The organism is Rhizobium sp. GN54 (genome assembly GCF_021026345.1).
Lineage (GTDB): Bacteria > Pseudomonadota > Alphaproteobacteria > Rhizobiales > Rhizobiaceae > Mycoplana.
In genome coordinates, this window is record NZ_JAJNCZ010000001.1 from 594,445 (window position 1) to 615,771 (window position 21,327).

Annotated in this window: 23 protein-coding genes; 18 read left to right on the top strand and 5 right to left on the bottom strand. The window is 69.4% G+C overall.

Annotated features, from left to right (window positions below; translation table 11 throughout):
- The gene (locus LQK81_RS02850; protein ID WP_230803192.1) at nucleotides 1-483 is read left to right on the top strand and encodes a class I SAM-dependent methyltransferase; all 483 of its coding nucleotides are present in this window, start codon (nucleotides 1-3) and stop codon (nucleotides 481-483) included.
- Between the two features lie 418 nt (nucleotides 484-901).
- Here LQK81_RS02850 and LQK81_RS02855 read toward each other — a convergent pair whose 3' ends face one another.
- The 5 genes from LQK81_RS02855 to LQK81_RS02875 all read right to left on the bottom strand — a co-directional run bounded on the left by LQK81_RS02855 (nucleotide 902) and on the right by LQK81_RS02875 (nucleotide 6,476).
- Nucleotides 902-1,408: a hypothetical protein gene (locus LQK81_RS02855; protein ID WP_230803194.1), complete on the bottom strand. Its 507-nt coding sequence runs from the start codon at nucleotides 1,406-1,408 to the stop codon at nucleotides 902-904.
- 137 nt (nucleotides 1,409-1,545) lie between these two features.
- A complete protein-coding gene (locus LQK81_RS02860) occupies nucleotides 1,546-3,234 on the bottom strand; it encodes an adenylate/guanylate cyclase domain-containing protein (protein ID WP_230803196.1) in 1,689 nt (562 codons plus the stop codon).
- 339 nt (nucleotides 3,235-3,573) lie between these two features.
- Nucleotides 3,574-4,605, bottom strand: coding sequence for an NAD-dependent epimerase/dehydratase family protein (locus tag LQK81_RS02865; RefSeq protein WP_230803198.1), 1,032 nt, complete (start codon nucleotides 4,603-4,605; stop codon nucleotides 3,574-3,576).
- Nucleotides 4,606-4,607: 2 nt separating this feature from the next.
- Nucleotides 4,608-5,924 carry a UDP-glucose dehydrogenase family protein gene (locus tag LQK81_RS02870; protein WP_230803200.1) on the bottom strand — a complete coding sequence of 439 codons (1,317 nt, stop codon included), beginning with the start codon at nucleotides 5,922-5,924 and terminating at the stop codon, nucleotides 4,608-4,610.
- A gap of 189 nt (nucleotides 5,925-6,113) precedes the next feature.
- Entirely contained in the window at nucleotides 6,114-6,476 is a 363-nt protein-coding gene (locus tag LQK81_RS02875; protein WP_230803201.1) for an MmcQ/YjbR family DNA-binding protein, read from the bottom strand.
- A gap of 476 nt (nucleotides 6,477-6,952) precedes the next feature.
- Between LQK81_RS02875 and LQK81_RS02880 the strand changes: the two genes are divergently transcribed.
- The 17 genes from LQK81_RS02880 to LQK81_RS02960 all read left to right on the top strand — a co-directional run bounded on the left by LQK81_RS02880 (nucleotide 6,953) and on the right by LQK81_RS02960 (nucleotide 21,052).
- On the top strand, nucleotides 6,953-7,540 hold the full coding sequence (locus LQK81_RS02880; protein ID WP_230803202.1) for a hypothetical protein: 588 nt from the start codon (nucleotides 6,953-6,955) through the stop codon (nucleotides 7,538-7,540).
- 544 nt (nucleotides 7,541-8,084) lie between these two features.
- Nucleotides 8,085-9,368, top strand: coding sequence for a DNA-packaging protein (locus LQK81_RS02885; RefSeq protein ID WP_230804399.1), 1,284 nt, complete (start codon nucleotides 8,085-8,087; stop codon nucleotides 9,366-9,368).
- Nucleotides 9,369-9,593: 225 nt separating this feature from the next.
- Complete coding sequence (locus tag LQK81_RS02890) at nucleotides 9,594-10,214, top strand: hypothetical protein (protein ID WP_230803203.1); 621 nt, start codon at nucleotides 9,594-9,596, stop codon at nucleotides 10,212-10,214.
- An 892-nt stretch (nucleotides 10,215-11,106) separates the two neighbouring features.
- Nucleotides 11,107-12,288, top strand: a complete 1,182-nt coding sequence (locus LQK81_RS02895) for a phage portal protein (protein ID WP_230803205.1) — start codon at nucleotides 11,107-11,109, stop codon at nucleotides 12,286-12,288.
- Between the two features lie 245 nt (nucleotides 12,289-12,533).
- Complete coding sequence (locus LQK81_RS02900) at nucleotides 12,534-12,866, top strand: DUF6107 family protein (RefSeq protein ID WP_230803207.1); 333 nt, start codon at nucleotides 12,534-12,536, stop codon at nucleotides 12,864-12,866.
- A gap of 265 nt (nucleotides 12,867-13,131) precedes the next feature.
- Nucleotides 13,132-13,689: an HK97 family phage prohead protease gene (locus LQK81_RS02905; RefSeq protein WP_230803209.1), complete on the top strand. Its 558-nt coding sequence runs from the start codon at nucleotides 13,132-13,134 to the stop codon at nucleotides 13,687-13,689.
- A 100-nt stretch (nucleotides 13,690-13,789) separates the two neighbouring features.
- Complete coding sequence (locus tag LQK81_RS02910) at nucleotides 13,790-15,049, top strand: phage major capsid protein (protein WP_230803211.1); 1,260 nt, start codon at nucleotides 13,790-13,792, stop codon at nucleotides 15,047-15,049.
- 195 nt (nucleotides 15,050-15,244) lie between these two features.
- The gene (locus LQK81_RS02915) at nucleotides 15,245-15,823 is read left to right on the top strand and encodes a head-tail connector protein (protein ID WP_230803213.1); all 579 of its coding nucleotides are present in this window, start codon (nucleotides 15,245-15,247) and stop codon (nucleotides 15,821-15,823) included.
- Nucleotides 15,823-16,158, top strand: coding sequence for a phage head closure protein (locus LQK81_RS02920; RefSeq protein ID WP_230803215.1), 336 nt, complete (start codon nucleotides 15,823-15,825; stop codon nucleotides 16,156-16,158). The genes LQK81_RS02915 and LQK81_RS02920 overlap by 1 nt, the downstream gene beginning before the upstream one ends.
- Entirely contained in the window at nucleotides 16,155-16,553 is a 399-nt protein-coding gene (locus tag LQK81_RS02925; protein WP_230803217.1) for a DUF3168 domain-containing protein, read from the top strand. Before LQK81_RS02920 ends, LQK81_RS02925 begins: the two co-directional genes overlap by 4 nt.
- Before the next feature lie 604 nt (nucleotides 16,554-17,157).
- On the top strand, nucleotides 17,158-17,565 hold the full coding sequence (locus tag LQK81_RS02930; protein WP_230803219.1) for a phage major tail protein, TP901-1 family: 408 nt from the start codon (nucleotides 17,158-17,160) through the stop codon (nucleotides 17,563-17,565).
- Nucleotides 17,565-18,038, top strand: coding sequence for a gene transfer agent family protein (locus LQK81_RS02935; RefSeq protein WP_230803221.1), 474 nt, complete (start codon nucleotides 17,565-17,567; stop codon nucleotides 18,036-18,038). Before LQK81_RS02930 ends, LQK81_RS02935 begins: the two co-directional genes overlap by 1 nt.
- Entirely contained in the window at nucleotides 17,981-18,289 is a 309-nt protein-coding gene (locus tag LQK81_RS02940; RefSeq protein ID WP_330166535.1) for a rcc01693 family protein, read from the top strand. Before LQK81_RS02935 ends, LQK81_RS02940 begins: the two co-directional genes overlap by 58 nt.
- Before the next feature lie 233 nt (nucleotides 18,290-18,522).
- On the top strand, nucleotides 18,523-19,068 hold the full coding sequence (locus LQK81_RS02945; protein ID WP_230803223.1) for a phage tail tape measure protein: 546 nt from the start codon (nucleotides 18,523-18,525) through the stop codon (nucleotides 19,066-19,068).
- A gap of 10 nt (nucleotides 19,069-19,078) precedes the next feature.
- The gene (locus tag LQK81_RS02950) at nucleotides 19,079-19,717 is read left to right on the top strand and encodes a DUF2460 domain-containing protein (protein WP_230803224.1); all 639 of its coding nucleotides are present in this window, start codon (nucleotides 19,079-19,081) and stop codon (nucleotides 19,715-19,717) included.
- Complete coding sequence (locus LQK81_RS02955; RefSeq protein ID WP_230803226.1) at nucleotides 19,714-20,601, top strand: DUF2163 domain-containing protein; 888 nt, start codon at nucleotides 19,714-19,716, stop codon at nucleotides 20,599-20,601. Before LQK81_RS02950 ends, LQK81_RS02955 begins: the two co-directional genes overlap by 4 nt.
- Entirely contained in the window at nucleotides 20,594-21,052 is a 459-nt protein-coding gene (locus LQK81_RS02960) for an NlpC/P60 family protein (RefSeq protein WP_230803229.1), read from the top strand. Before LQK81_RS02955 ends, LQK81_RS02960 begins: the two co-directional genes overlap by 8 nt.
- The last annotated feature ends 275 nt before the right edge of the window (nucleotides 21,053-21,327 follow it).

Below are 21,327 nucleotides of genomic sequence, written 5' to 3' on the forward strand. Positions count from 1 at the left end.
ATGAGCCGTCTCGACAGCTTCATCCGCCGCCTGACGGCCCAGCGGGACATTCTCAACCACATCGGCGACCGGCTGGACCTGCCGGCGGACGGCCCGGTCATGGAGATCGGGCTCGGCAACGGCCGCACCTTCGACCACCTGCGCGAACGCTTCGCCGGCCGCCGCATCGTTGCCTTCGACCGGGCCATGGGCGCGCATGCCTCCTCCGTTCCCGATGCGGCCGACCTGGTGCTGGGCGAGATCGTCGAAACCGGCAGGGCCTACCAGACCGGGACCGCGGCCCTGGTGCATGCCGACATCGGCACCGGCTATCCGGAAAAGGACGAGGTCACGCTGACCTGGCTGCCGCAGATGGTCTCCGGCATGCTCGCCAAAGGCGGCATCGCCGTCAGCGGCCTGCCGCTGGACGAGCCGACGCTGCAGCCGCTGGACGTCCCCGACAGCGTGCCGAAGGACCGGTATTTCCTCTATCGCAAGGTGTGAGGAACGGGACGCACAGGCGTCGAAAACGCTCCCCGAACTTCCCGGAAAACCCCTCCCCAACCCTCCCCACAAGGGGGAGGGCTTAACCCGGCCGCGCCGCCGAGGCTCGCTTCGGGCAGACGGCCGCTTCCGGTTTTCTCCCCCCTTGTGGGGGAGATGGCCGGCAGGCCAGAGGGGGCTTGCCACAGGCAGTTCGCGGCAGGCGGAGGAGGGACTCCCACAAGTGGGGGGCTTAACCCGGCCGCGCCCGCCGAAGCTCGCCGCTCTGCCGAGGCTCGCTTCGGGCAGACGGGCGCCCCCGGGTTTTCTCCCCCCTTGTGGGGGAGATGGCCGGCAGGCCAGAGGGGGGACTTGCTCTGGGCGATTCGCCGGCAGTCCGGAGGGGCGTTCCATGAACGACCTGCCCCGGCGGCTCGCCCTATCGGCAGCTGTTGTCGCGATCGCAGGCGCGCTGGGACGGGCGGTTGTTGCGGTCGGAGTCGCGTGAGGACTGCGGCCGGCGATCGGGCTGCGCGGTATCGCGTCCCGGACGCCCGCGGTCGGTCTGCTGGCGGTCGCGATCCCTGTCACGGCTATCGTTGCGGTCCCTGTCACGATCCCTGTCGCGGCTGTTGTCCTTGTTCCGATCCCGATCCCGATCCCGGTCCCGATCTCTGTCCCGGTCCCGCTCGCGATCCCGGTTCCTTTCGCGGTCGGAAATCCGCTGGTCGTAGCGGCTGTCGCCGCGGTCGTATCGGCCGTCCCAGGAACGGTTGCGGTCGTAGCGCGGCTCCACCACGCGGTAGCGCGTGCGGTCTCGCTCGTAATAGCTGCCGCCGTAGTAGCCCTCGGAATAGCCGCCGGAATAGCCGGACGTCTCGCAGCCGGAAAGCGACAGGCCGAGCAGTCCGACCATCGGAAGAAGAAGCATTTTCGAGCGAATCATGCAGGTACCTCATCATCGACATCGATCGGCACAGATCACAGAACTGTGGCCTGGTACAGGCAAGGCGCGCCGGCAAATGAAATCTTCGGGAGGCGCCGCCGGCCGGGCCGCTTTCGCCTGCCGGCCGATACGGGGCCTCACGCCTTGTCCGTCTCCATCGCGAAGCGGCGGCTCTCGACGTCGGTGACCAGGAAGACGCGGAGCGGCGCGGTGCGGCCGCGGATCGAAACCTCGCTGTGGCGCAGGCCATCGGTCCGATGACCGGACTGGGCGAGCGCGCGCTCGGAGACGGCGATGGCGACGTCGTGCTCCTTGGCGGTCGTCTCCAGCCGGCTTGCGACGTTGACGGTGTCGCCGACGGCGGTCAGGCTCTTCGTGGTGCCGTAGCCCATCACGCCGACGACGCTGGGGCCGGCATGGACGCCGACGGCGATCCTGAGGCGGACGGAGAACTCGTCCCCGAGCTCGGTGTTCAGGCGGGCGATGTCGCGCACGATCGCGGCCGCGGCGGCGAGCGCCTGGCGGGCAGCCCGGTCGCGGTCGGCCCCGACCCCGAACAGCGCCATGGCGCCGTCGCCGATGAACTTGTCGAGCCGCCCGCCGGCCTGCTCGACCGCCTGGCCGACGATGGCGAAGTAGCGGTTGAGCAGGAACACCACGTCGTAGGGCAGGCGGGCCTCCGACAGGTCGGTGAAGTTGCGCAGGTCGCAGAAGAGAACGGCGATCTCCTCCTCGCGGCCGGGCCGGACGGGCTCGGTGGCGACGGGAAGGCTCGCAGCCGGATGGGGCGCCATCAGCAGCGCGACGCTGACATCGCCTTCAGGATGCAGCTGGCAGCCGAGCCGGACGTGTTCGTCGGCATGGACGCGGGCGAGCGTCGCGGCCTCGATCGAGCCCGGCGGGGGCAGCGGCGCGGCGCTGTCGAGGATGCGCACGCGACAGGTCGAGCAGCGGCCCTTGCCGCCGCAGACCGAATAGTGCGGCACGTCGCCGAGGCGGCTGGCCTCGAGCAGGCTGAGGCCGCGGGGAGCGCGGACGACGACGCCGTTGGCATGGCGGATGGTGATCTGGGAGGCCCGCTCGGCCAGCATGCGCAGGCGACGGAGCCAGAAGACCAGCGCAATCGCGCCGACGAAGAGAAGGTAGAAGGCGAGCTTGATGCGGCCGAGCCCCTCGGCCGCAGCCACTTGTGCCGGGGTCAACTGCGGGGCGGTCGCGGCCCCTTGCGCGAGCATGCGCCCGGTATCGGCAAAACCCAGAAGCGCCAGCACCGGGATGAGGATGGCGGCGGCGAGCAGATAGGGCGAGGCGCTCGCATACCAGCTGCGGAAGCGCAGCCAGAAATAGAGGCCGATGCAGCCGTGCGTCCAGATGACGAGAAGGGCCAGCGTCTGTCGCAGGCCGGAGAGCGGATCGAAGATCCAGAGGCTGCGCACGACCATGCGATAGTCGACGATGATGCCGTAGAGGGGCTGCGACAGGCGCACGGTGACCACGTGCTCGATGATCAGGAAGGGGATGAGCAGGCCGAAGGCCATCTGTACGGCCTCGCGTGCCGGCATGCGCAACGTGCGGCGCCGGTATATCGACCGCAGCACCAGCAGGACATGAACGAGGAGGGCGCCGTAAAGGACCAGCGTTCCCGCCGGATTGCGCCAGACGAGGGAGAGAAGCCAGCCGACGCGATCGGCGGTCTGGAGCGAGACGAGCAGCAGCGCATGGTTGATCAGGTGCAGCGCCACGAAGGACAGCATGACGAGGCCGGCGCCGAGCCGGAGCTTCTGCAGGAACCGTTCGGAAGAGAGCGCCGCGATGGCCTTGTGCATGGGTCGGTCCTGAGGGGTTCCCGGTTCTGTCCCGGCGTTCGGTGGCGAGATGACGTGAAGCGGCAATTGGTACCGCAGTAAAGCGATAGCAATCCGCGCGGCCGCGCGAAAGGGTGCATATTGTTAACGCTGGGTTGCCGATACGCGGTCGGCGCTATTTGCGGACGTGGCCGGCGGTGTCGGCAGCCAGCGTCGCCTCTGGTGACGCGCCGCCAAGACGGAACAGGACTTGGATAGCAAAGGCCTTCCGCGGCCACGCATGATTTCAACAGGCCGGGAATGGCGCCCTGGGGCTTGCGCTTTCGGTATCCAGTGCGCGACGCCTTCCGCGGACGTCCGTCAGGAGCGCGCGGCGCGGGTGCCGGGGCGATAGAAATCGCCGTACCAGTCGACGAAGTCCTTCACCCCTGCGGCAAGCGGGGTCGAGGGCTTGTAGCCGGTCAGTGCGACGAGGAGGTCGGGGCTGGCGAAGGTGCGCGGCGCTTCACCCGGCTGCATCGGCAGCAGCTTCGTCTTGGCCTTCCTGCCGAGCGCGTTCTCGAGCGTGGAGACGAAATCGGTGAGCCCGACCGGATTGCCGCCGCCGATGTTGACGACGCGGAACGGTGCCTGGGGGGAGAGGGTGTCGAGGCCGGCGGGCGTCACCACCCGGTTGTCCTCCGAGGGGGCGACGGACGACAGCTTCAGCATGGCCTCGACGAGATCTTCGACATAGGTGAAGTCGCGGCTCATCCGGCCTTCGCCGTAGAGCTCGATCTCGCGGCCCTCGAGGATGGCGCTGGTGAACTTGAACAGCGCCATGTCCGGCCGGCCCCAGGAGCCGTAGACGGTGAAGAAGCGGAAGGTGGTGGTCGGCAGGCCGTAGAGATGGGCATAGCTGTGCGCCATCACCTCCATCGCCTTCTTGCTGGCGCCGTAGATCGTCAGGGGCTCGTCGGTGCGGTCACCCTCGCGGAAGGGGATGGTGTCGCTGGCGCCGTAGACGGACGACGAGGAGGCGAGCATGAGGTGGCGGGGCTTGACCGACCGCGCCGCCTCCAGCAGGTTCCAGGTGCCGAGGATGTTGGACTCGACATAGGACTTCGGCTCCTCGAGGCTGTAGCGCACGCCGGCCTGGGCGGCGAGGTGCACGATGACGTCGGGCGCGGCACTTTCCAGCGCGCGGCGGACGCCGGCCTGGTCCTCCAGCATCACCTTGTGGAAGCGGTAGGCCGGGAACTGGATCAGCCCGGCATTGCGCGCTTCCTTCAGGGCGACGTCGTAATAGGGGGTCATCCCGTCAAGGCCGACGACTTCGTGACCTTCCTCCAGCAGGCGCCGGGCAAGGTGGAAGCCGATGAAGCCGGCCGCGCCGGTGATGAAATATCTCATTCTCAGGTCCTGTCGTCGGCCCGTCCGATGCCGACATATTCGAAGCCGTAGCGGCGCACTTCCTGCGGCGGGTAGACGTTGCGCAGGTCGATCAGGTTGGGCGACTTCATGGCGGCGTGCAGCTTGCGGAAGTCGAGCGCGCGGAACTCGTCCCACTCGGTGACGAGCACGATCGCCTCGGCATCGGCCGCGATCGCATAGGGATCGGCGCCGAACTCGACGTCGGAGAGCAGCGCGCGGGCGCCGTCCATGCCCTCGGGATCGAAGGCGGAAATCTGCGCGCCGTGGTCCTGCAGGGCCTGGATGATGGTCAGCGCCGGGGCGTCGCGCAGGTCGTCGGTGTTGGGCTTGAAGGTCAGGCCGAGCACGGCGATCTTCTTGCCGCGCACCGAGCCGCCGCAGGCGGCGACGACCTTACGGGCCATGGCGCGCTTGCGGTTGTCGTTGATGGCGACGGTGGTCTCGATCAGCCGCATCGGGCTGTCGGCGTCGGACGCGGTCTTGACCAGCGCCAGCGTGTCCTTGGGGAAGCACGAGCCGCCGTAGCCGGGGCCGGCATGCAGGAACTTGTCGCCGATGCGCTTGTCGTAGCCGATGCCCTTGGCCACCTTCTGCACGTCGGCGCCGAGGCGCTCGCAGAGATCGGCGATCTCGTTGATGAAGGTGATCTTCATGGCGAGGAAGGCGTTGGCGGCGTACTTGATCAGCTCCGAGGTGCGGCGCTCGCAGAAGAACAGCGGGCCCTCGTTCAGGTGCAGCGGGCGGTAGACCTCGCTCATCACCTCGATGGCGCGCGGCTCGTCGGTGCCGACGACGATGCGGTCGGGACGCTTGAAGTCGCCGATGGCCGCGCCCTCGCGCAAAAATTCCGGGTTGGAGACGACCGAGAAATCGGCGTCCGGATTGGCCTCGCGGATGATCTGCTCGACCTCGTCGCCGGTGCCGACCGGAACCGTCGACTTGGTGACGACGACGGTGTAGCCGTCGATTGCCTTGGCGATCTGGCGCGCGGCGGCATAGACATAGGTGAGGTCGGCATGGCCGTCGCCGCGGCGCGACGGCGTGCCGACGGCGATGAACACGACGTCGGCCCAGGCGACCGCCTGCTCGAGATCGGTGGTGAAGTTCAGCCGGCCGGCCTCGACATTCGACTTGACGAGCTCCTGCAGGCCCGGCTCGTAGATCGGGATGTCGCCCTTGCGCAGTGCCTCGATCTTCTCGGCCACGTTGTCGACGCACACGACGTCATGGCCGAAGTCCGCAAAGCAAACACCCGAAACAAGGCCGACATAGCCGGCGCCAATCATCACTATCCGCATGTGAGTTCCATCGTCTGGTCTGGTTCCGCAAGCAGCGGTCGAAAGGAAATGCCGGCGATCCGGCGGTTCGGATCGAACTTCTATTCATCCGGCGGCAGAAAGAAAGTCATTTTTTGAGGAGGCGGGCGGTTGTGCCCCAAACCTTGCAGGGCCCGGTTGCGGCGGCGGGCCTGCGGCAATGCGGCATTTTCAATGCGTCGTGTCTTTCCCCCGCCGGGCCGCGCCGGTTCCTGTTCCGGGATCCTGCCGGGGCGCGACGTTGCCCCAGGCGATCTCGACCATGTGGTGGACCGTGTCGGCCTCGGCTGCGGCGAAATAGACGGAGGTCCAGCCCTTGTGGCCCCAGCCGCCGGGCACGGCGGCGCAGAGGCCGGGCTCGGTTTCCGTCAGCATCGCCTGCTGGCCGCGCGTCAGCTTGATAACGGCGCGCCCGGGTTCCGGCAAGGCGAGGAAGATACGCCCGCCCACCCGGAAGTCGCGCTTGCCGAAATGGGCACTTTCCTCCGCGCCGGGCATGGCCAGCGCCATCTGGACGAGATCTTCTGATGTCATGATGGAAGGTAGCACGGATCGGGCCCCGCAGAAAGCAGGCGGCGCGGGGCGAGCGGGTGGAGAATTCGCATCAAATAGGAAAATAATCCTTGACGGCGTGACGGTGGTTTGGTAGGGTCTTGCTACGGTCGGAAAAGTGCGGGCGGAGAGATCCCCCAAAAGTCCGGTTGGTGCGGCCAGTCCCGGCGGAAGCGAGATCGACGCCGGGAGACGCGCAGGCAAGAAACGTTCGCGTGACACGGACGATTTCACTGTAAAGCAGTGGGATTGCCGGTGCGGACGGTGCCGGACCCCTCGAGCGGCGATATCCGCCCGCCGGCCGATCGGCAGCGGTTTTGGCCCGTGTCCCGGGCCTGGTGGCCGGCGAGAGACCGGACACAGAGACCAAAAGAGAGATCCAATAGAGATCGAAATGACGAGATGCAGGGCGCCCGTCCGGTTCGGACCGCGGCGCCTTTTTTCGTGCGGAGCTTCCCATGGATGAATTCGACGAGGTCGACCTGCGGCTGTTCGGGGCGGCGGAGCCTGCCTGCGATGGACTGGCCGCGGCCGGTTTGGCCGACGGAGCAGAGACGGCGACCCTCGTGCTCGACCTGAAGGCGGAGCCCGGCGGCGATCCGCTCGACGACATGCAGGCGATGCTGTCCCAGATGACGAAGGAGCTGCGCGAGCGCTTCCAGCGCTTCCAGAGCCAGCGCCGCACTGCCGAGCAGATGGCGGCGGAGGCCGACGACGAGGCCGGGCGCAAGCTCGGCCAGGCCGACGCCAAGGCCGCGATTGAGGCGGTGTCGCTGATCGTGCGTACGCTGGAGAAGATCGACAGCCTTCAGCGCACGATCCTGAGCGAGCGGCGCGACGCGGTCGAACTGGCCTGCGAGGCCGCGGACTTCGACGCGGTGGTTGCCGAGTTCGACCGGCGGGTGGAGGAGAAGGCAAACGCCTATCTCGAGCGATGGAAGGCGGACTATGAAGAGAGCGCGCGGCGGGCGGCCGACGGCGGGACCGTGGATGGCGGGGGAACGGGCGCCGCGGGGCCCGGCGGCGACGGCGAGAACGGCCCGTAGCCGGCGGCGGCTGGAAGACAGGATCGAGCGCGGATTGCAGAAGGCGACCGACCGGATGGCGAGAGACGCGGACCGGAGCCGTGCACGGCGTGAGGCGACCGTTGCGGATGCGCTGGGGTGCCTGGATGCGCTGGAACGGCAGATCGGGCGGCACAAGGCGGGCGCGGTGCGGGACGAGGCGGGCGGCGAGGGCCGGCCGGCGGCGATCGCGACCGGTGCGGCCGGAGATCGTGACGGGCAGGCCGGGTACGTGTCCGCTGTCGACGGTTCGGCGGCTGCGGCCTTCGGTGCGCCGTCGTCTCCTGGCGAGGGGGCGGCTGCCCCTCATCCGCCTGCCGGCACCTTCTCCCCGCAGGCGGGGAGAAGGGAGACTGACGCGACGGCGGTGTCTGGTGCTTCCGGTCCTTCCGGTGGCGGTGGCGGTGCGGTCGAGCGGCACGATGCGGGTGAAGCGGGGGCGGGCGGAGAGGCCCGGCTGGCGGTCGCGGCGGACGGGCCGGAACGCGATGGCGACGTCGCTGACCTCGACGGGAATCCCGCCGCCATGTTCGGCGGGCGGCCGATCAGCGGCGAACGGCTCGGCCGGTCGTTCCGGCTCTGGGCGCTGGAGCGCCATCCCGCCCAGGAGGCGCCGAAGGGCGACTGGCGGGTGTGGCTGCTGATGGGCGGGCGCGGATCGGGAAAGACCAGGGCCGGCGCCGAATGGGTGCACGAGGTGGCGCGCCGGACGGCGAAGCTGCGGATCGCGCTGGTGGCCGAGACGCTGGGCGACGCGCGCGAGGTGATGATCGACGGCGTTTCCGGCATCTGCCGGATCGCCCGCAGGGACCGGCCGGAATTCGAGGCCTCGCGGCGCCGGCTCGTCTGGCCGAACGGGACGATCGCGCAGATCTTCTCGTCGGAAGACCCCGAGAGCCTGCGCGGGCCGCAGTTCCATCTTGCCTGGTGCGACGAGCTCGGCAAGTGGCGGCATGCGCAGGAGACCTGGGACATGCTGCAGTTCGGGCTGCGGCTCGGCGACAGGCCGCGCGCGCTGGTGACGACGACGCCGCGGGCAATCCCGCTCCTGCGGACGCTCGCCATCGACCGGAGGACGGCGCTCGAGCGCATCCGGACGGCCGACAACGCGAAAAATCTCGCGGCCGGCTTCATCGAGGCGCTGAACGAGCGCTATGGCGGCACGCGGCTCGGGCGGCAGGAACTGGACGGCGAACTGATCACCGACCGCGAGGACGCGCTCTGGACCCGCGAACGGCTGGAGGCGGTGCGCCAGCGACCTGCAGGCCCCCATTCCAGGGCCCATGCCGGGCCCCATGCCGGCCCTCTGTCGCGCATCGTCGTGGCGGTCGATCCGCCGGCGACGGCCTCTGCGCAATCCTGCTGCGGCATCGTCGTGGCGGGGCTGGACACGGCGGGGCGGGCGGTGGTGCTCGCCGATCGCTCGGTCACCGGCGCCAGCCCGGCGGGATGGGCGGGCGCGGTGGTGCAGGCCTTCCGGCGCTTCGATGCCGACCGCATCGTCGCCGAGGTGAACCAGGGCGGCGACATGGTGACGGCTATGCTGCGGAGCATCGACGCCGACCTGCCGGTGACGACGGTGCGAGCGACGCGGGGCAAGTTCCTGCGCGCCGAGCCGGTGGCGGCGCTCTACGAGCAGGGCCGGGTGCTGCATGCCACGGCCTTTGCCGAGCTCGAGGACCAGATGTGCGACTTCGGCCCGGACGGACTGTCCTCCGGCCGCTCGCCGGACCGGCTCGACGCGCTCGTCTGGGCGCTGACGGCGCTGGTGCTCGAACGGCATGGCGAACCGCGGGTGAGAGGGATCTGAACGGGATCCGCCACGGGACGCGTCAAGGGCGCAAGAGGCGCCATCTGCAGTTTTATGGTGTGTATATTAGTCTTGACTGATATAGTGAGGCTGCGTCGGGCGGCGCGGCCAGGGACGCTGCGAAGGCGCGGGTTTCGTGCGACCGGTGCGACGGACGCAATGAGCGTGCCCATGCCGGCGTTCGTGCGGACGCAGGCCTTTCGGGCCGGGCGGATGGAGGGGAGAATGGCCATCAACAGAACATCGTTCTTCGACTACGTGCGTGGCCATCTCTTCGACGGCTCGCTGAAGCAGGCCCAGGTCGACGGGCTGACGGCGATCCTTGACAAGTGGGAAAAGGAGATGCCGGGCGCCGACGACCGCTGGCTCGCCTACATGCTGGCGACCGCGCATCACGAGACGGGCCGGACGATGCAGCCGGTGCGCGAGACCTTTGCCAAAAGCGACGACCGGGCGATCGCGCTCCTCGAGCGGGCCTTCCGGGCCGGCAGGCTGCCCTGGGTGAGCCGGCCTTACTGGCGCAGGGACGCCGACGGCAAGAGCTGGCTGGGGCGCGGCCTCGTCCAGCTCACCCACAAGGCGAACTACGAGAAGATGGCCGAAGCGACCGGGCTCGACCTCACCGGCAGGCCGGACCGGGCGATGGAGCTGAAGACCGCGGTCGACATCCTCTTCTACGGCATGATCCACGGCTCCTTCACCGGCAGGAAGCTCGCCGACTATTTCGCCGGGCGCAAGCAGCAATGGGACAACGCCCGCCGCATCATCAACGGCGAGGACAAGATGATGCTGGTGGCGAGCTACGCCCGGGAATACTACGCCGCGATCAGCTACACGACCGCGTGAGGGGTCAAGGCAGGGGGATAGGACGTGCGGGGGCAGGAGGGCGGCAACGGGGGAGACTGGCTCGCACCTCCGTCATGCCGGCCCCCGAGCCGGTATTCGACCCGCGCAAGTCGTTGCGCGAAAAGAGCATTTTTCGCGCCGCGGACGCGGCGCTGCTGGACCCCGGATCGGGTCCGGGGTGACGGGGGTATGGGTGGTGCGCCTTGCTTCAAGGGCGGCGCTGGTAGGTGGGCCGATTGCTTCGGCCGGGGATGACGCGGACGGCGGGGCAGGCTCTTTCCTCTCCGTCATACCGGCCCCCGAGTCGGTATCCAGCCCGCGCAAGTCGTTGCGCGAAAAGAGCATTTCCCGCGCCGCGGACGCGGCGCTACTGGACCCCGGATCGGGTCCGGGGTGACGGGGTTATGGGTGGTGCGCCTTGCTTCAAGGGCGGTGCTGGCAGGTGGGGCGGTTGCGTCGGTTCGGCATGACGCGGACGGCGGGGCAGGCTCTTTCCTCTTCGTCATACCGGCCCCCGAGTCTGTACCCAGCCCGCGCAAGTCGTTGCGCGAAAGGAGCATTTTCCGCGCCGCGGACGCGGCGCTGCTGGACCCCGGATCGGGTCCGGGGTGACGGGGGTATGGGTGGTGCGCCTTGCTTGAAGGGCGGTGTTGGCAGGCGGGTCGGTTGCTTTGGGCGCGGCATGACGCGGTGGCGGGGTAGCCCTTGCTCCTGTCATGCCGGCCCGCGGGCCGGTATCCTTCACGCGCAAACCCCTTGTGCGGATGAGCCTTTTCCGTGCCGCGGACGCGGCGCTGCCGGGTCCCGGATCGGGGCCGGGGTGACGGAGGCGTGAGTTGTGGGCGTCGCGTCAGGGGCGGCGTCGGGTTGGATCGAACAGGGACGAACCTTCATGAGATTTCAGTTTCTTCAGGCCTGGCGGCGCGCCGGGGCGAATGCGGCTGCGGTGCCCGAGACCAAGGCGGGCGGCTTCGTGACGCTGACGGCCGAGGCGCGGGCGCGCTGGACGAGCCGCAGCTACGCCGCTTTGGCCCGCGAGGGCTTCATGCGCAATCCGGTGGCGCACCGGGCGGTCCGGATGATCGCCGAGGCGGCCGCCTCGGTTCCCTGGCTGGTCTACGCGGGCGAGGACGAGCTTGCCGACGATCCCGCGGCAGGACTGTTGTCCCGGCCGAACGGGCGGATGGGCGGCAACGAATTCTTCGAGGCGCTCTACGGCCACCTGCAGATCTCCGGCAACGCCTTCGTCGAGGGCGTGCGGATCGGCGGGGACCTGCGCGAACTGCACCTGCTTCGCCCCGACCGGGTACGGGTGATCGAGGGCCGCGACGGCTGGCCCGAGGCCTATGAATACCGGGCGGGCGCCCATGTCCGCCGCTATCCGGCCGCCGAGAGCGGGGCAGGCGGGGCGCCGACGGGGGGCGCATCGGTGCTGCATCTGCGGCTGTTCCATCCGCTTGACGACCATCTGGGCTTTGCGCCGCTGGAGGCGGCCTCGGTGGCGCTGGACCTCTCCAATGCGGCTGCGCACTGGAACAAGGCGCTGCTCGACAATTCGGCGCGACCGTCCGGCGCGCTGGTCTACCAGCCGAAGGACGGCGGCAATCTTTCGCCCGACCAGTACGACAGGCTGAAGGCGGAGCTCGAGGAGGGCTATTCGGGACCCGCACGGGCCGGCCGGCCGATGCTGCTGGAGGGCGGGCTCGACTGGAAGGCGATGGGGCTGAGCCCCCGCGAGATGGACTTCGTCCAGGCGAAGAACGGGGCGGCGCGCGACATCGCGCTCGCCTTCGGCGTGCCGCCGATGCTGATCGGCATTCCCGGCGACGCCACCTATGCCAACTACCAGGAGGCCAACCGCGCCTTCTGGCGGCTGACCGTGCTGCCCTTGATCTTCCGCACCGCCTCGGCCCTGTCGGGCTGGCTGTCCGAGGGGCGGGCGACCCCGCTCCGGCTGACACCGGACCTCGACCAGGTGGCCGGGCTCTCCGCCGAGCGCGGCGAACTCTGGGCGCGCGTGGGCGCGGCAGGGTTCCTGAGCGACGAGGAGAAGCGGCGGGCGGTGGGGTATTGAGGGGCAGGTAGAGGGATAGGCAGTGGGCAGTGGGCAGTAGGGATGGGCGGATAGGGAATAGGGAATAGGGAATAGGGAATAGGGAATAGGGAATAGGGAATGCGGGAAAAGCCACGCCCCGGAGGGGCCGGTAGCGAACGGGTCGCAACCGTTGTCTCGGCTTCCGATCCCTACTTCCCACTGACTATTCCCTATTCGCTATTCGCCCTTCCCTCCTGCGTGTTCCCAAACCAAGAGGACCTTCCATGGCTGATTTCGGAAACGACGCGCCGCTTTGGGCGGCGCGGTGGGTGGGGTCTGCGGCGGGGGCTGCGGTGTCGCTCGTCTACATGCTGCCGAAGGGGCGCCGCGAGGCGGCGTCGCGCTTCGTCACCGGGTTGACCTGCGGGATGATCTTCGGCGGGCCGGTCGGGATCTGGCTCGCCACCCGGCTGGAGATCGCAGCCTTCGTCTCCCGCTACGAGACCACGCTCGCCGGCTCCGCCGCCGCCAGCCTGACGGCCTGGTGGGGCCTCGGCGTGCTGATGCGCGCGGCGGAAAGGATGAGCGGGGGCGGGGACGGGGGCGGGGGGCGGTAGCGAATAGCGAGTGGCGAGTAGGGAATAGGGAATAGGCAGTGGGCAGTAGCGAGTGGAGGTGGCGGACGGAACGGCGTCCGGGCACTCCAGAATCTGCCGGCTGCGGCATTCGTTGCAGCCTGTGCCCAATGCCTGTTGCCTGCTCCTTGCTCGCTTTGCGCGGTTCGCTGCTGCGTGCCGGCTATCCGCACCCCGCCACTCGCTATTCGCTACTGCCCACTGCCTACTGCCTACTGCCCACCCCCCCCAACATCGGAGAACGACCATGACCTCTGACAGGCTGCCTGTCTGGCGGACGAAGAAATATGCGGATCTGACGCTGGCCGGGGTATCTGGCGACGGGGTGTTTTCGGGCTATGCCAGCCTGTTCGGCGAGGTCGACCTCGGCAAGGACGCGCTGGCGCCCGGGGCCTTTGCCGGGTCGCTGGCCAAGCGCGGGGCGGCGGGCGTGCGGATGCTCTATCAGCACGATCCGGCAGAGCCGCTGGGGCGCTGGCGGACGATCCGCGAGGACGAGCGCGGCCTTTATGTCGAGGGCGTACTCTCGCCGGGCGTGGCCCGGGCCCGCGAGGTGCACCAGCTGATGAAATCGGGCGCGCTCGACGGGCTCTCGATCGGCTTCCAGACGGTGCGGTCGAGAACCGACCGGCAGACCGGCGTGCGCCGGATCCTCGAGGCCGACCTCTGGGAGATCTCGATCGTGACCTTTCCGATGCTGCCGCAGGCTCGCGTCTCGAACGTGAAGAACGCGCGCTGGTTCCGCGACCGAGAGACCGAGCTGGTCCGCAGCCTGCGGCGCGCTGCGCGGATGCTGAAATCCTGAGCCCTGCCGCGCACTGCAGGCTTTCCCGAATTCCCCCCACGCATGCCTCTTTCGATCCGGCTCGTGCCATCGACGGACATGCCCAGCCAAGGAAGACGCAATGGAGATCGAACCCATGGACACCCTGACCGCCGCGCCCGAGACCAAGACGGTGCCGGAGACGATGACCGCCGCCTTCGACGACTTCATGGAAGCCTTCGAGGCCTTCAAGGAGACGAACGACCGCAGGTTCGGCGAGATCGAGCAGAAACTGACGGCCGACGTCGTCACCCGCGACAAGCTGGAGCGGATCAACAAGGCGATGGACGAGCACAAGCGCACGCTCGACCACCTGGCGCTGAAGAAGGCGCGGCCGGCGCTGTCTCGCGGGGCCGACAGCCTCGAGGCGGCCGAGCACAAGCAGGCGTTTTCCGCCTATATCCGCCGCGGCGACGAGGCGGGGCTGCGCGAGCTCGAGGGCAAGGCGATGTCGGTCGGCTCGGCCGCCGACGGCGGCTACCTCGTGCCTGACGAGACGGATGCCGAGATCGGCCGCAGGCTTTCGATCGCCTCGCCGATCCGGGCGCTTGCGACCGTGCGGCAGGTTTCGGCGGCGGTCCTGAAGAAGCCGTTCTCGACGAGCGGCATGGCGGCGGGCTGGGTGGCCGAGACGGCGGCGCGGCCGCAGACCGGCAACGTGCAACTCGCCGAGCTGTCGTTTCCGACCATGGAGCTCTACGCCATGCCGGCGGCGACGGCTTCGCTGCTCGACGACGCGGCGGTCGACGTCGAGAGCTGGATCGCCTCGGAGGTGGACATCGTCTTCTCCGAGCAGGAGGGCACGGCCTTCGTCTCCGGCGACGGCATCAACAAGCCGAAGGGCTTGCTGAGCTATACCGCGGTCGCCGACGGCACCTGGAGCTGGGGCAATATCGGCTACATCGCCACCGGTGCTGCCGGCGCCTTCAAGGCGGCCGGGCCCTCCGACACGCTGATCGACGCGATCTACGCGCTGAAGGCGGGACACCGCCAGAACGCATCCTTCGTGATGAACCGCAAGACGCAGGGCGAGATCCGCAAGTTCAAGGATGCCGACGGCAACTATCTCTGGCGGCCGCCGGCCGGCCCCGGCCAGCAGGCGCAACTGATGGGCTTTCCGCTCGTGGAAGCCGAGGACATGCCGGACGTCGCCGCCAACAGCCTGTCGATCGCCTTCGGCGACTTCCGTGCCGGCTACCTGGTCGTCGACCGGACCGGCGTGCGGGTGTTGCGCGATCCCTACTCCGCCAAGCCCTACGTGCTGTTCTACACGACCAAGCGCGTCGGCGGCGGGGTGCAGAACTTCGAGGCGATCAAGCTGGTGCGCTTCGCGGCGAGCTGAGCGAGGCAAGATGGCGGGCGGGCGCAACAAACGGCGGCCGGCTGCGTTGTCATCGAAAGTTTCGTGCCGGGGGACAATCCTCCTCTGCCGGTGCGAAGGGTGGATGCGGCTCGCCTCCCGCCGCATCCACCCGCCTTCCCAAGGTTGAGCCGATCGCCGGCCGCCCCCGATTCCTTCCCAGATGCGAGAGCTGTCATGACCATTGCCGAACTGGCGCCGCCCGGCGCCGAGCCGATCACGCTTGCCGAGACGAAGGCGCATCTGCGCATCGACGGCGCCGCCGAGGACGACCTGCTGGCGGCGCTGATCCGGGCGGCGCGCGAGCACCTGGAGCGCGAGGCGGGGCTGGCGCTGATCGTCCGCAGCTTCCGCCTCTATCTCGATGCCTGGCCGGAAAGCCGGGTGATTCCGATTGTCAGGGGGCCGGTGCAAGCGATTGAAGCCGTTACCGTTTATGACGATACGGGTGCGCCGGTCGAGCTCGACCTTGCCGGTGCCGTGCTGGACGGCGCGGCGCGGCCGGCGCGGCTGTTGCTGCCTGCAGTGCCGGGGCTGCCCGGTCCCGGCCGGGCGCTGAACGGCATCGAGATCGATTTTACCGCCGGCTTCGGCGAGGCCGGCACCGACGTGCCCGACACGCTGAAGCGGGCGATGCTCACCCATGTGGCGGCCATGTACGAATTGCGCGGGGTGCTGGCGCCGGCCGAACAGCCGGGTGCGCTGCCGGCCGGCTACGACCGGCTGGTCGCGCCGTTCAGGATGCGGAGGCTGTGATGGCGAGGCTGCCGTTCGATCCCGGCGCGTTCACCGCGCGGCTGACGCTGGAGCGCAGGATGGAGACGCCCGACGGGCAGGGCGGTGCGGACGTCGCCCATGTCGCCTTCGACGCGGTGTGGGCGCGGATAGAACCGGTGTCTGCGGCCCGGCGCGCCGTGGCCGGGGACGAGCCGATGACGATCACCCACCGGATCTGGCTGCGCCACCGCGCCGACCTCGAAAGCGGCATGCGGCTGCGCAAGGGCGCTCGCGTGTTCGAACTCCGCACGTTCCGCGACCCCGACGAGGCCGGGCGCTACCTGCTTTGCGACTGCGAGGAGACGGAGCGATGAGTGCGGCCGCGGCCCTGCAGAGGGCGATCTTCGAACGGCTGGCGGGTGACGCGGCGCTGACGCTGCTTGTCGGGCCTGACGGCATATCCGACCGCCTGGTAGACCGGCAGCGCCTGCCGAAAGTGGTGATTGCCGCGATCGACAGCCGCGACATGTCGACGGCGACGGAGACGGGCGAGGAACACGTCGTGACGCTGCAGGCCTGGTCCGGGGCGAGCGGGCATGCCGAGGTGCAGGCGATCGCGGCAAGGGTGCGCGCGCTGCTGCACGACGCCGGCCTGGCGCTCGACGGCTTCGCCCTCGTCGGCCTGCTGCATCGCTCGACGCGGATCGCCCGCGACGCCGCGCGACCGCATCACCGGGCGGAGATGCGGTTCCGGGCGGTGACGGAGTAATACCAACCGGCACTGATATTGACCGATTGCGTGGGACCGCCTGCGGTCATCCGGAGGGCCGGACGCTTTGGCCTGCGGACGGCGCCAAAATCCTCGTCGGACCGACAGGCGGCCGCAGAGGTTTGACGGCCATGCGTGGCCGTGCAGATGACGGCCGGTAGCGCACCTTGGTCGATGTCTCGTGGCCGTCATGTCGGAATCGATCCGGCAGCAGACGCGCTCAAGTCTTTGAGCACAAAAGATTCTTTCGCGCCGCCGACGCGGCACCGCCGGGCCCCGGATCAGGTCCGGGGTGACGGAGGGAGGTGCTACTAGGCGACGGCCAGCAAACTGCGGGCGTCTTTCGGTCCGGACGGCCGCAAGGCCCTGTTCCGGGAACGGGCGGGTCCCCAAGGGGGACGTCATGCCGGAATCGATCCGGCAGCCGGTGCGATCATGCCTTTGAATAAAAATGGTTTTTATCGCCGCAGACGCGGCGCCGCTGGATGCCGGCTCGGGGGGCGGCATGACGGAGGAAGGAGAAGGCTTCCCGGCGAGGACGGGTTTCGATGCACCGCGGGCGTCTTCCGGCGCCGGTTTTCAATTTCGAGAAAGGAGCGAGCGGATGGTGGCGCAGAAGGGGCGGGACCTGCTGTTGAAGGTCGAGGACGGGGGGAGTTTCGTGACGGTCGCGGGTTTGCGGACGAAGCGGCTTTCCTTCAACGCGCAGGCCGTCGACGTGACGGATGCGCAGTCGGCGGGGCGCTGGCGGGAGCTTCTGGGCGGGGCCGGCGTGCAGCGCGCGTCGGTCTCCGGCGGCGGCATCTTCAGGGACCAGGCCTCGGACGCACTGGTGCGGGCGGCGTTCTTTGCCGGCGACATCCTGTCGTTTCAGCTGGCGATCCCAGACTTCGGCACGGTGAGCGGCCCGTTCCAGATCACCGCGCTCGAATATTCCGGCAATCACGACGGCGAGGTGCTGTTCGAGATCGCGCTGGAATCGGCCGGTGCGCTCTCCTTCGGGGCGCTCTGATGCGGGCGCTTGCGACGACAGGGCGGGCAGGACGGGCCAACCGCCGGCGCGGCGAGATCGAGGCGGTGCTCGACGGCGAGCGCCGCATCCTCTGTTTGACGCTGGGCGCACTGGCGGAGCTGGAGACGGCCTTTGCGATCGACAACCTCAACGAACTCGCCGCCCGCTTTTCGCGCGGCGGCCTCAGCGCCCGCGACATCATCCGCATCCTCGGCGCCGGCCTTCGCGGCGGCGGCAACCTTTTCAGCGACGAGGACGTGGCCGGCATGACCGCCGACGGCGGGCTGGAGGCCGCGGCCCGGGCGGTGGCGGAGCTGCTGCTCGCGACGTTCGGCCCGGGTGACAGGAGTGGCGGCGGGGTCGGCGACGGGCCTGCGGACGCGGGGAGCGGCGCCGGTTTCGGACAAAGCCCGGTATCGCACGGAACGGAGGGGGACGATGCAAACCCTCCGGTGCCGCATCCGGCGCGGTAACCTCCGCCCCGGCGCCCTTTCCCTGGAAGGCGGCGCTGCAGGCGGGGCTCTGCCGGATGCGGCTCGATCCGAAGACCTTCTGGACGATGACGCCGCTCGAGCTTGCGATCGCGACGGGGATGCACCGCGACGCCGGCACGGGCGCGCCGGGACGAGGGGCGCTCGAGGCGCTGATGCTGCGCTTTCCCGACCGCGCCTTCGGGCACGGCAATGCCGACGATGACGGTGGCCCTGTGAAGCCGGCTGAGTGACGGCTGGCCACCAATGGATGTGACAGTGGGCACGGCGGTCGACAGGCATGGCGAGCGGGCTTGCCATCAGGCACTGCCGCCGCCGGCGACTTGCGGCTGAGGGCTTGATCGACTGCTCGCCGCGACCTGCGGACGGTCTACGCGGGCGGAAGCGCCGGGGCGGATGAGGCGCGGTCGGGCGGATGCGGCCGGGCGGTGGCGGGAATGGTTTGCCGAAACGACGGAGTTTCACCATGGCGGAAACGGATGACCGGCTGCTGGCCGGGACGATGGAGAGCGCAGAGGCGCTGGGTTCGGTATTCGACGACCTCGAGGCGCGCTCGCGCTCCTTCGGCGCCGCGCTGACGGGCGCGCTGCGATCGGCGACGGTCGACGGGCGCGGGCTGGAGGACGTGCTGAAGGGACTGGCGCTGCGCATCAGCGACATCGGGCTCTCGGTGGGGCTGAAGCCGCTCGAGGGGCTGCTGTCCTCCGGCATCGCCGGGCTTGCCGCCGGCGTGACGCCCTTTGCCAAGGGCGGCGTGGTGGCGGCGCCGACCTATTTTTCGGCCGCAGGCGGCCTCGGCCTGATGGGCGAGGCCGGCGCGGAGGCGATCCTGCCGCTGCAGCGCGGGCCGGACGGGGCGCTGGGCGTCGCAGCCGGCACGGGCGGCACAAGCGGGGGCGCGAACATCGTCTTCAACGTGACGGCGAGCGATGCCGCGAGCTTCATGCGCTCGCAGGGGCAGATCGCCGCCATGCTGACCCGGGCCGTCGGGCGCGGGCAGCGCGGACTTTGAGGGAGAGGCCATGAGCGGATTTCACGAGGTGCGCTTTCCCTTGCGGATCGCGCTCGGGACCAGCGGCGGGCCGGTGCGGCGCACCGACATCGTCTCCCTGTCGAACGGACGCGAGAACCGGAACCGGCGCTGGCACGACGCGCGGCGGCACTACGACGCCGGCTCGGGCGTGCGCTCGGTCGACGATCTCTATGCCGTGCTGTCCTTCTTCGAGGCGCGGGCGGGGCAACTGCACGGATTCCGCTTCCGCGATCCGCTCGATTTCAAGTCCTGCGGACCGAACGAATTACCTCAGGCAGGAGACCAGCGGATCGGCACCGGCGACGGGGCTACGCTGACGTTCCAGCTCGTCAAGACCTACCGGGATGCCGGCGGGTCCACGCAGCGCACGATCGCAAAGCCGGTCGACGGCAGCGTCGCGGTCGCGGTGGTGGGGACCCCGGTTGCGGCCGGGGACTGGTCGGCGGATCCGGCGACGGGGATCGTGACCTTTCTTCCCGGTGCCGTTCCCGGCCCCGGCGCCGCCGTCACGGCCGGATACGAATTCGACGTGCCGGTGCGCTTCGATACCGACCGGATCGACACCGACCTGGCGCAGTTCAACGCCGGGCGCATCCCGACCATCCCTCTGGTGGAGATCAGGCCATGAGACAGATCCCCGACGACCTGGCGGCGCGGCTCGACGACGAGGCGACGACGCTCTGCCGCTGCTGGCGGGTGACGCGCCGGGACGGCACGGTGCTGGGCCTGACCGAGCACGATCGCGATCTCGCCTTTGCCGGCCTGATCTTTCACGCCGCGAGCGGCTTTGCGGCGAGCGACGCCGAGGCGGGTGCTGGGCTTGCCGCCGAGGCGAGCGAGATCGCGGGCGGCTTCTCGTCGGCTGCGATCAGCGAGGCGGATCTTGCTGCCGGGCGCTATGACGCCGCCCGGGTCGAGGTCTTCCTCGTCGACTGGCGCGACCCGGCGCGGCGGATGATCCTGCGCGTCGGCGAGATCGGCGAGGTGACGCGGGCGGGTGGGGCATTTCGCGCCGAACTGCGCCGGCTGACGCATCCGCTGGACCAGACCAAGGGCCGCATCTATGCCCATCGCTGCGACGCGGCGCTGGGCGACGGACGCTGCGGCGTCGACCTGGCCGGCGGCCTGACCGCCGAGGGCACGGTGACGGCGGTGCTGGACGAACGGCGGCTGCGCGTCTCGGGCCTTGGCGCATTCTCCGCGCGCTTCTTCCGCTACGGCGTCCTGACCTTCCTCGACGGCGGCAATGCCGGGACGGCGGCCGATCTCGAGGACCACCGCCGCGAGGGGGACGCGGTGGAACTGACGCTGTGGCTGCCGATGCCGGTGGCGGTGGCGGCGGGCGACCGGTTCTCAGCGGTTGCCGGCTGCGACAAGAGCTTTGCGACCTGCCGGGAGAAATTCGACAACCACCTGAATTTCAGGGGCTTTCCGCACATGCCGGGCAGCGACTTCGCCTATGGCTATGCCGACGGCGATACCGTGCACGACGGCAGGCCACTCTATGAGTGAGGCGCGGCTTGCGGAAGCTGTGGTCGCGGCCGCGCGCGGCTGGATCGGCACGCCCTACCGGCACCAGGCGAGCCGCAGGGGCGTCGGCTGCGACTGCCTCGGGCTGGTGCGCGGGGTGTGGCGCGAGATCTACGGTCGCGAGCCGGAGCGGCCGGGGCCCTACCAGCCGGACTGGGCCGAGCGGGCGGGCGAGGACCGGCTGCTGGCCGCAGCGCTGCGGCATTTCGGGGCGGCGGTGCCGGAGGGCGGAATGCGGGCCGGCGACGTCCTGCTGTTTCGCTGGCAGCCGGCCTGCGCGGCCAAGCATCTCGGCATCCTGAGCGGCCCCGACCGCTTCATCCATGCCTACGAGCAGGCGGCGGTGATCGAATCCGCGCTGGTGCCCGCCTGGCGGCGGCGGATCTGCGCGGTGTTCCGGTTTCCGGAGGGGCAGGACGGTTCGTCAACCTGAATCGGAATGGCAACGATCGGAATCGAAACGGCAGGGAAAAGCTGCAAGTTTTTGTGGCGACAGTGCATTTCCCCGTCGTTGTTCCTCTGGGTGCCCCTCATCCGCCTGCCGGCACCTTCTCCCCGCGGGCGGGGAGAAGGGCGGTGACCGCAGCCTCTCCGTCTCCCTCTCCGCGCCTGCGGGGAGAGGGCCAGGATGAGAGCAGGCTTCCTCGGCCAAGGAGATCGGATCGCCGGCGGCGGCCGCACCCTCCCTCTTCTCCCCGCCGGGGAGAA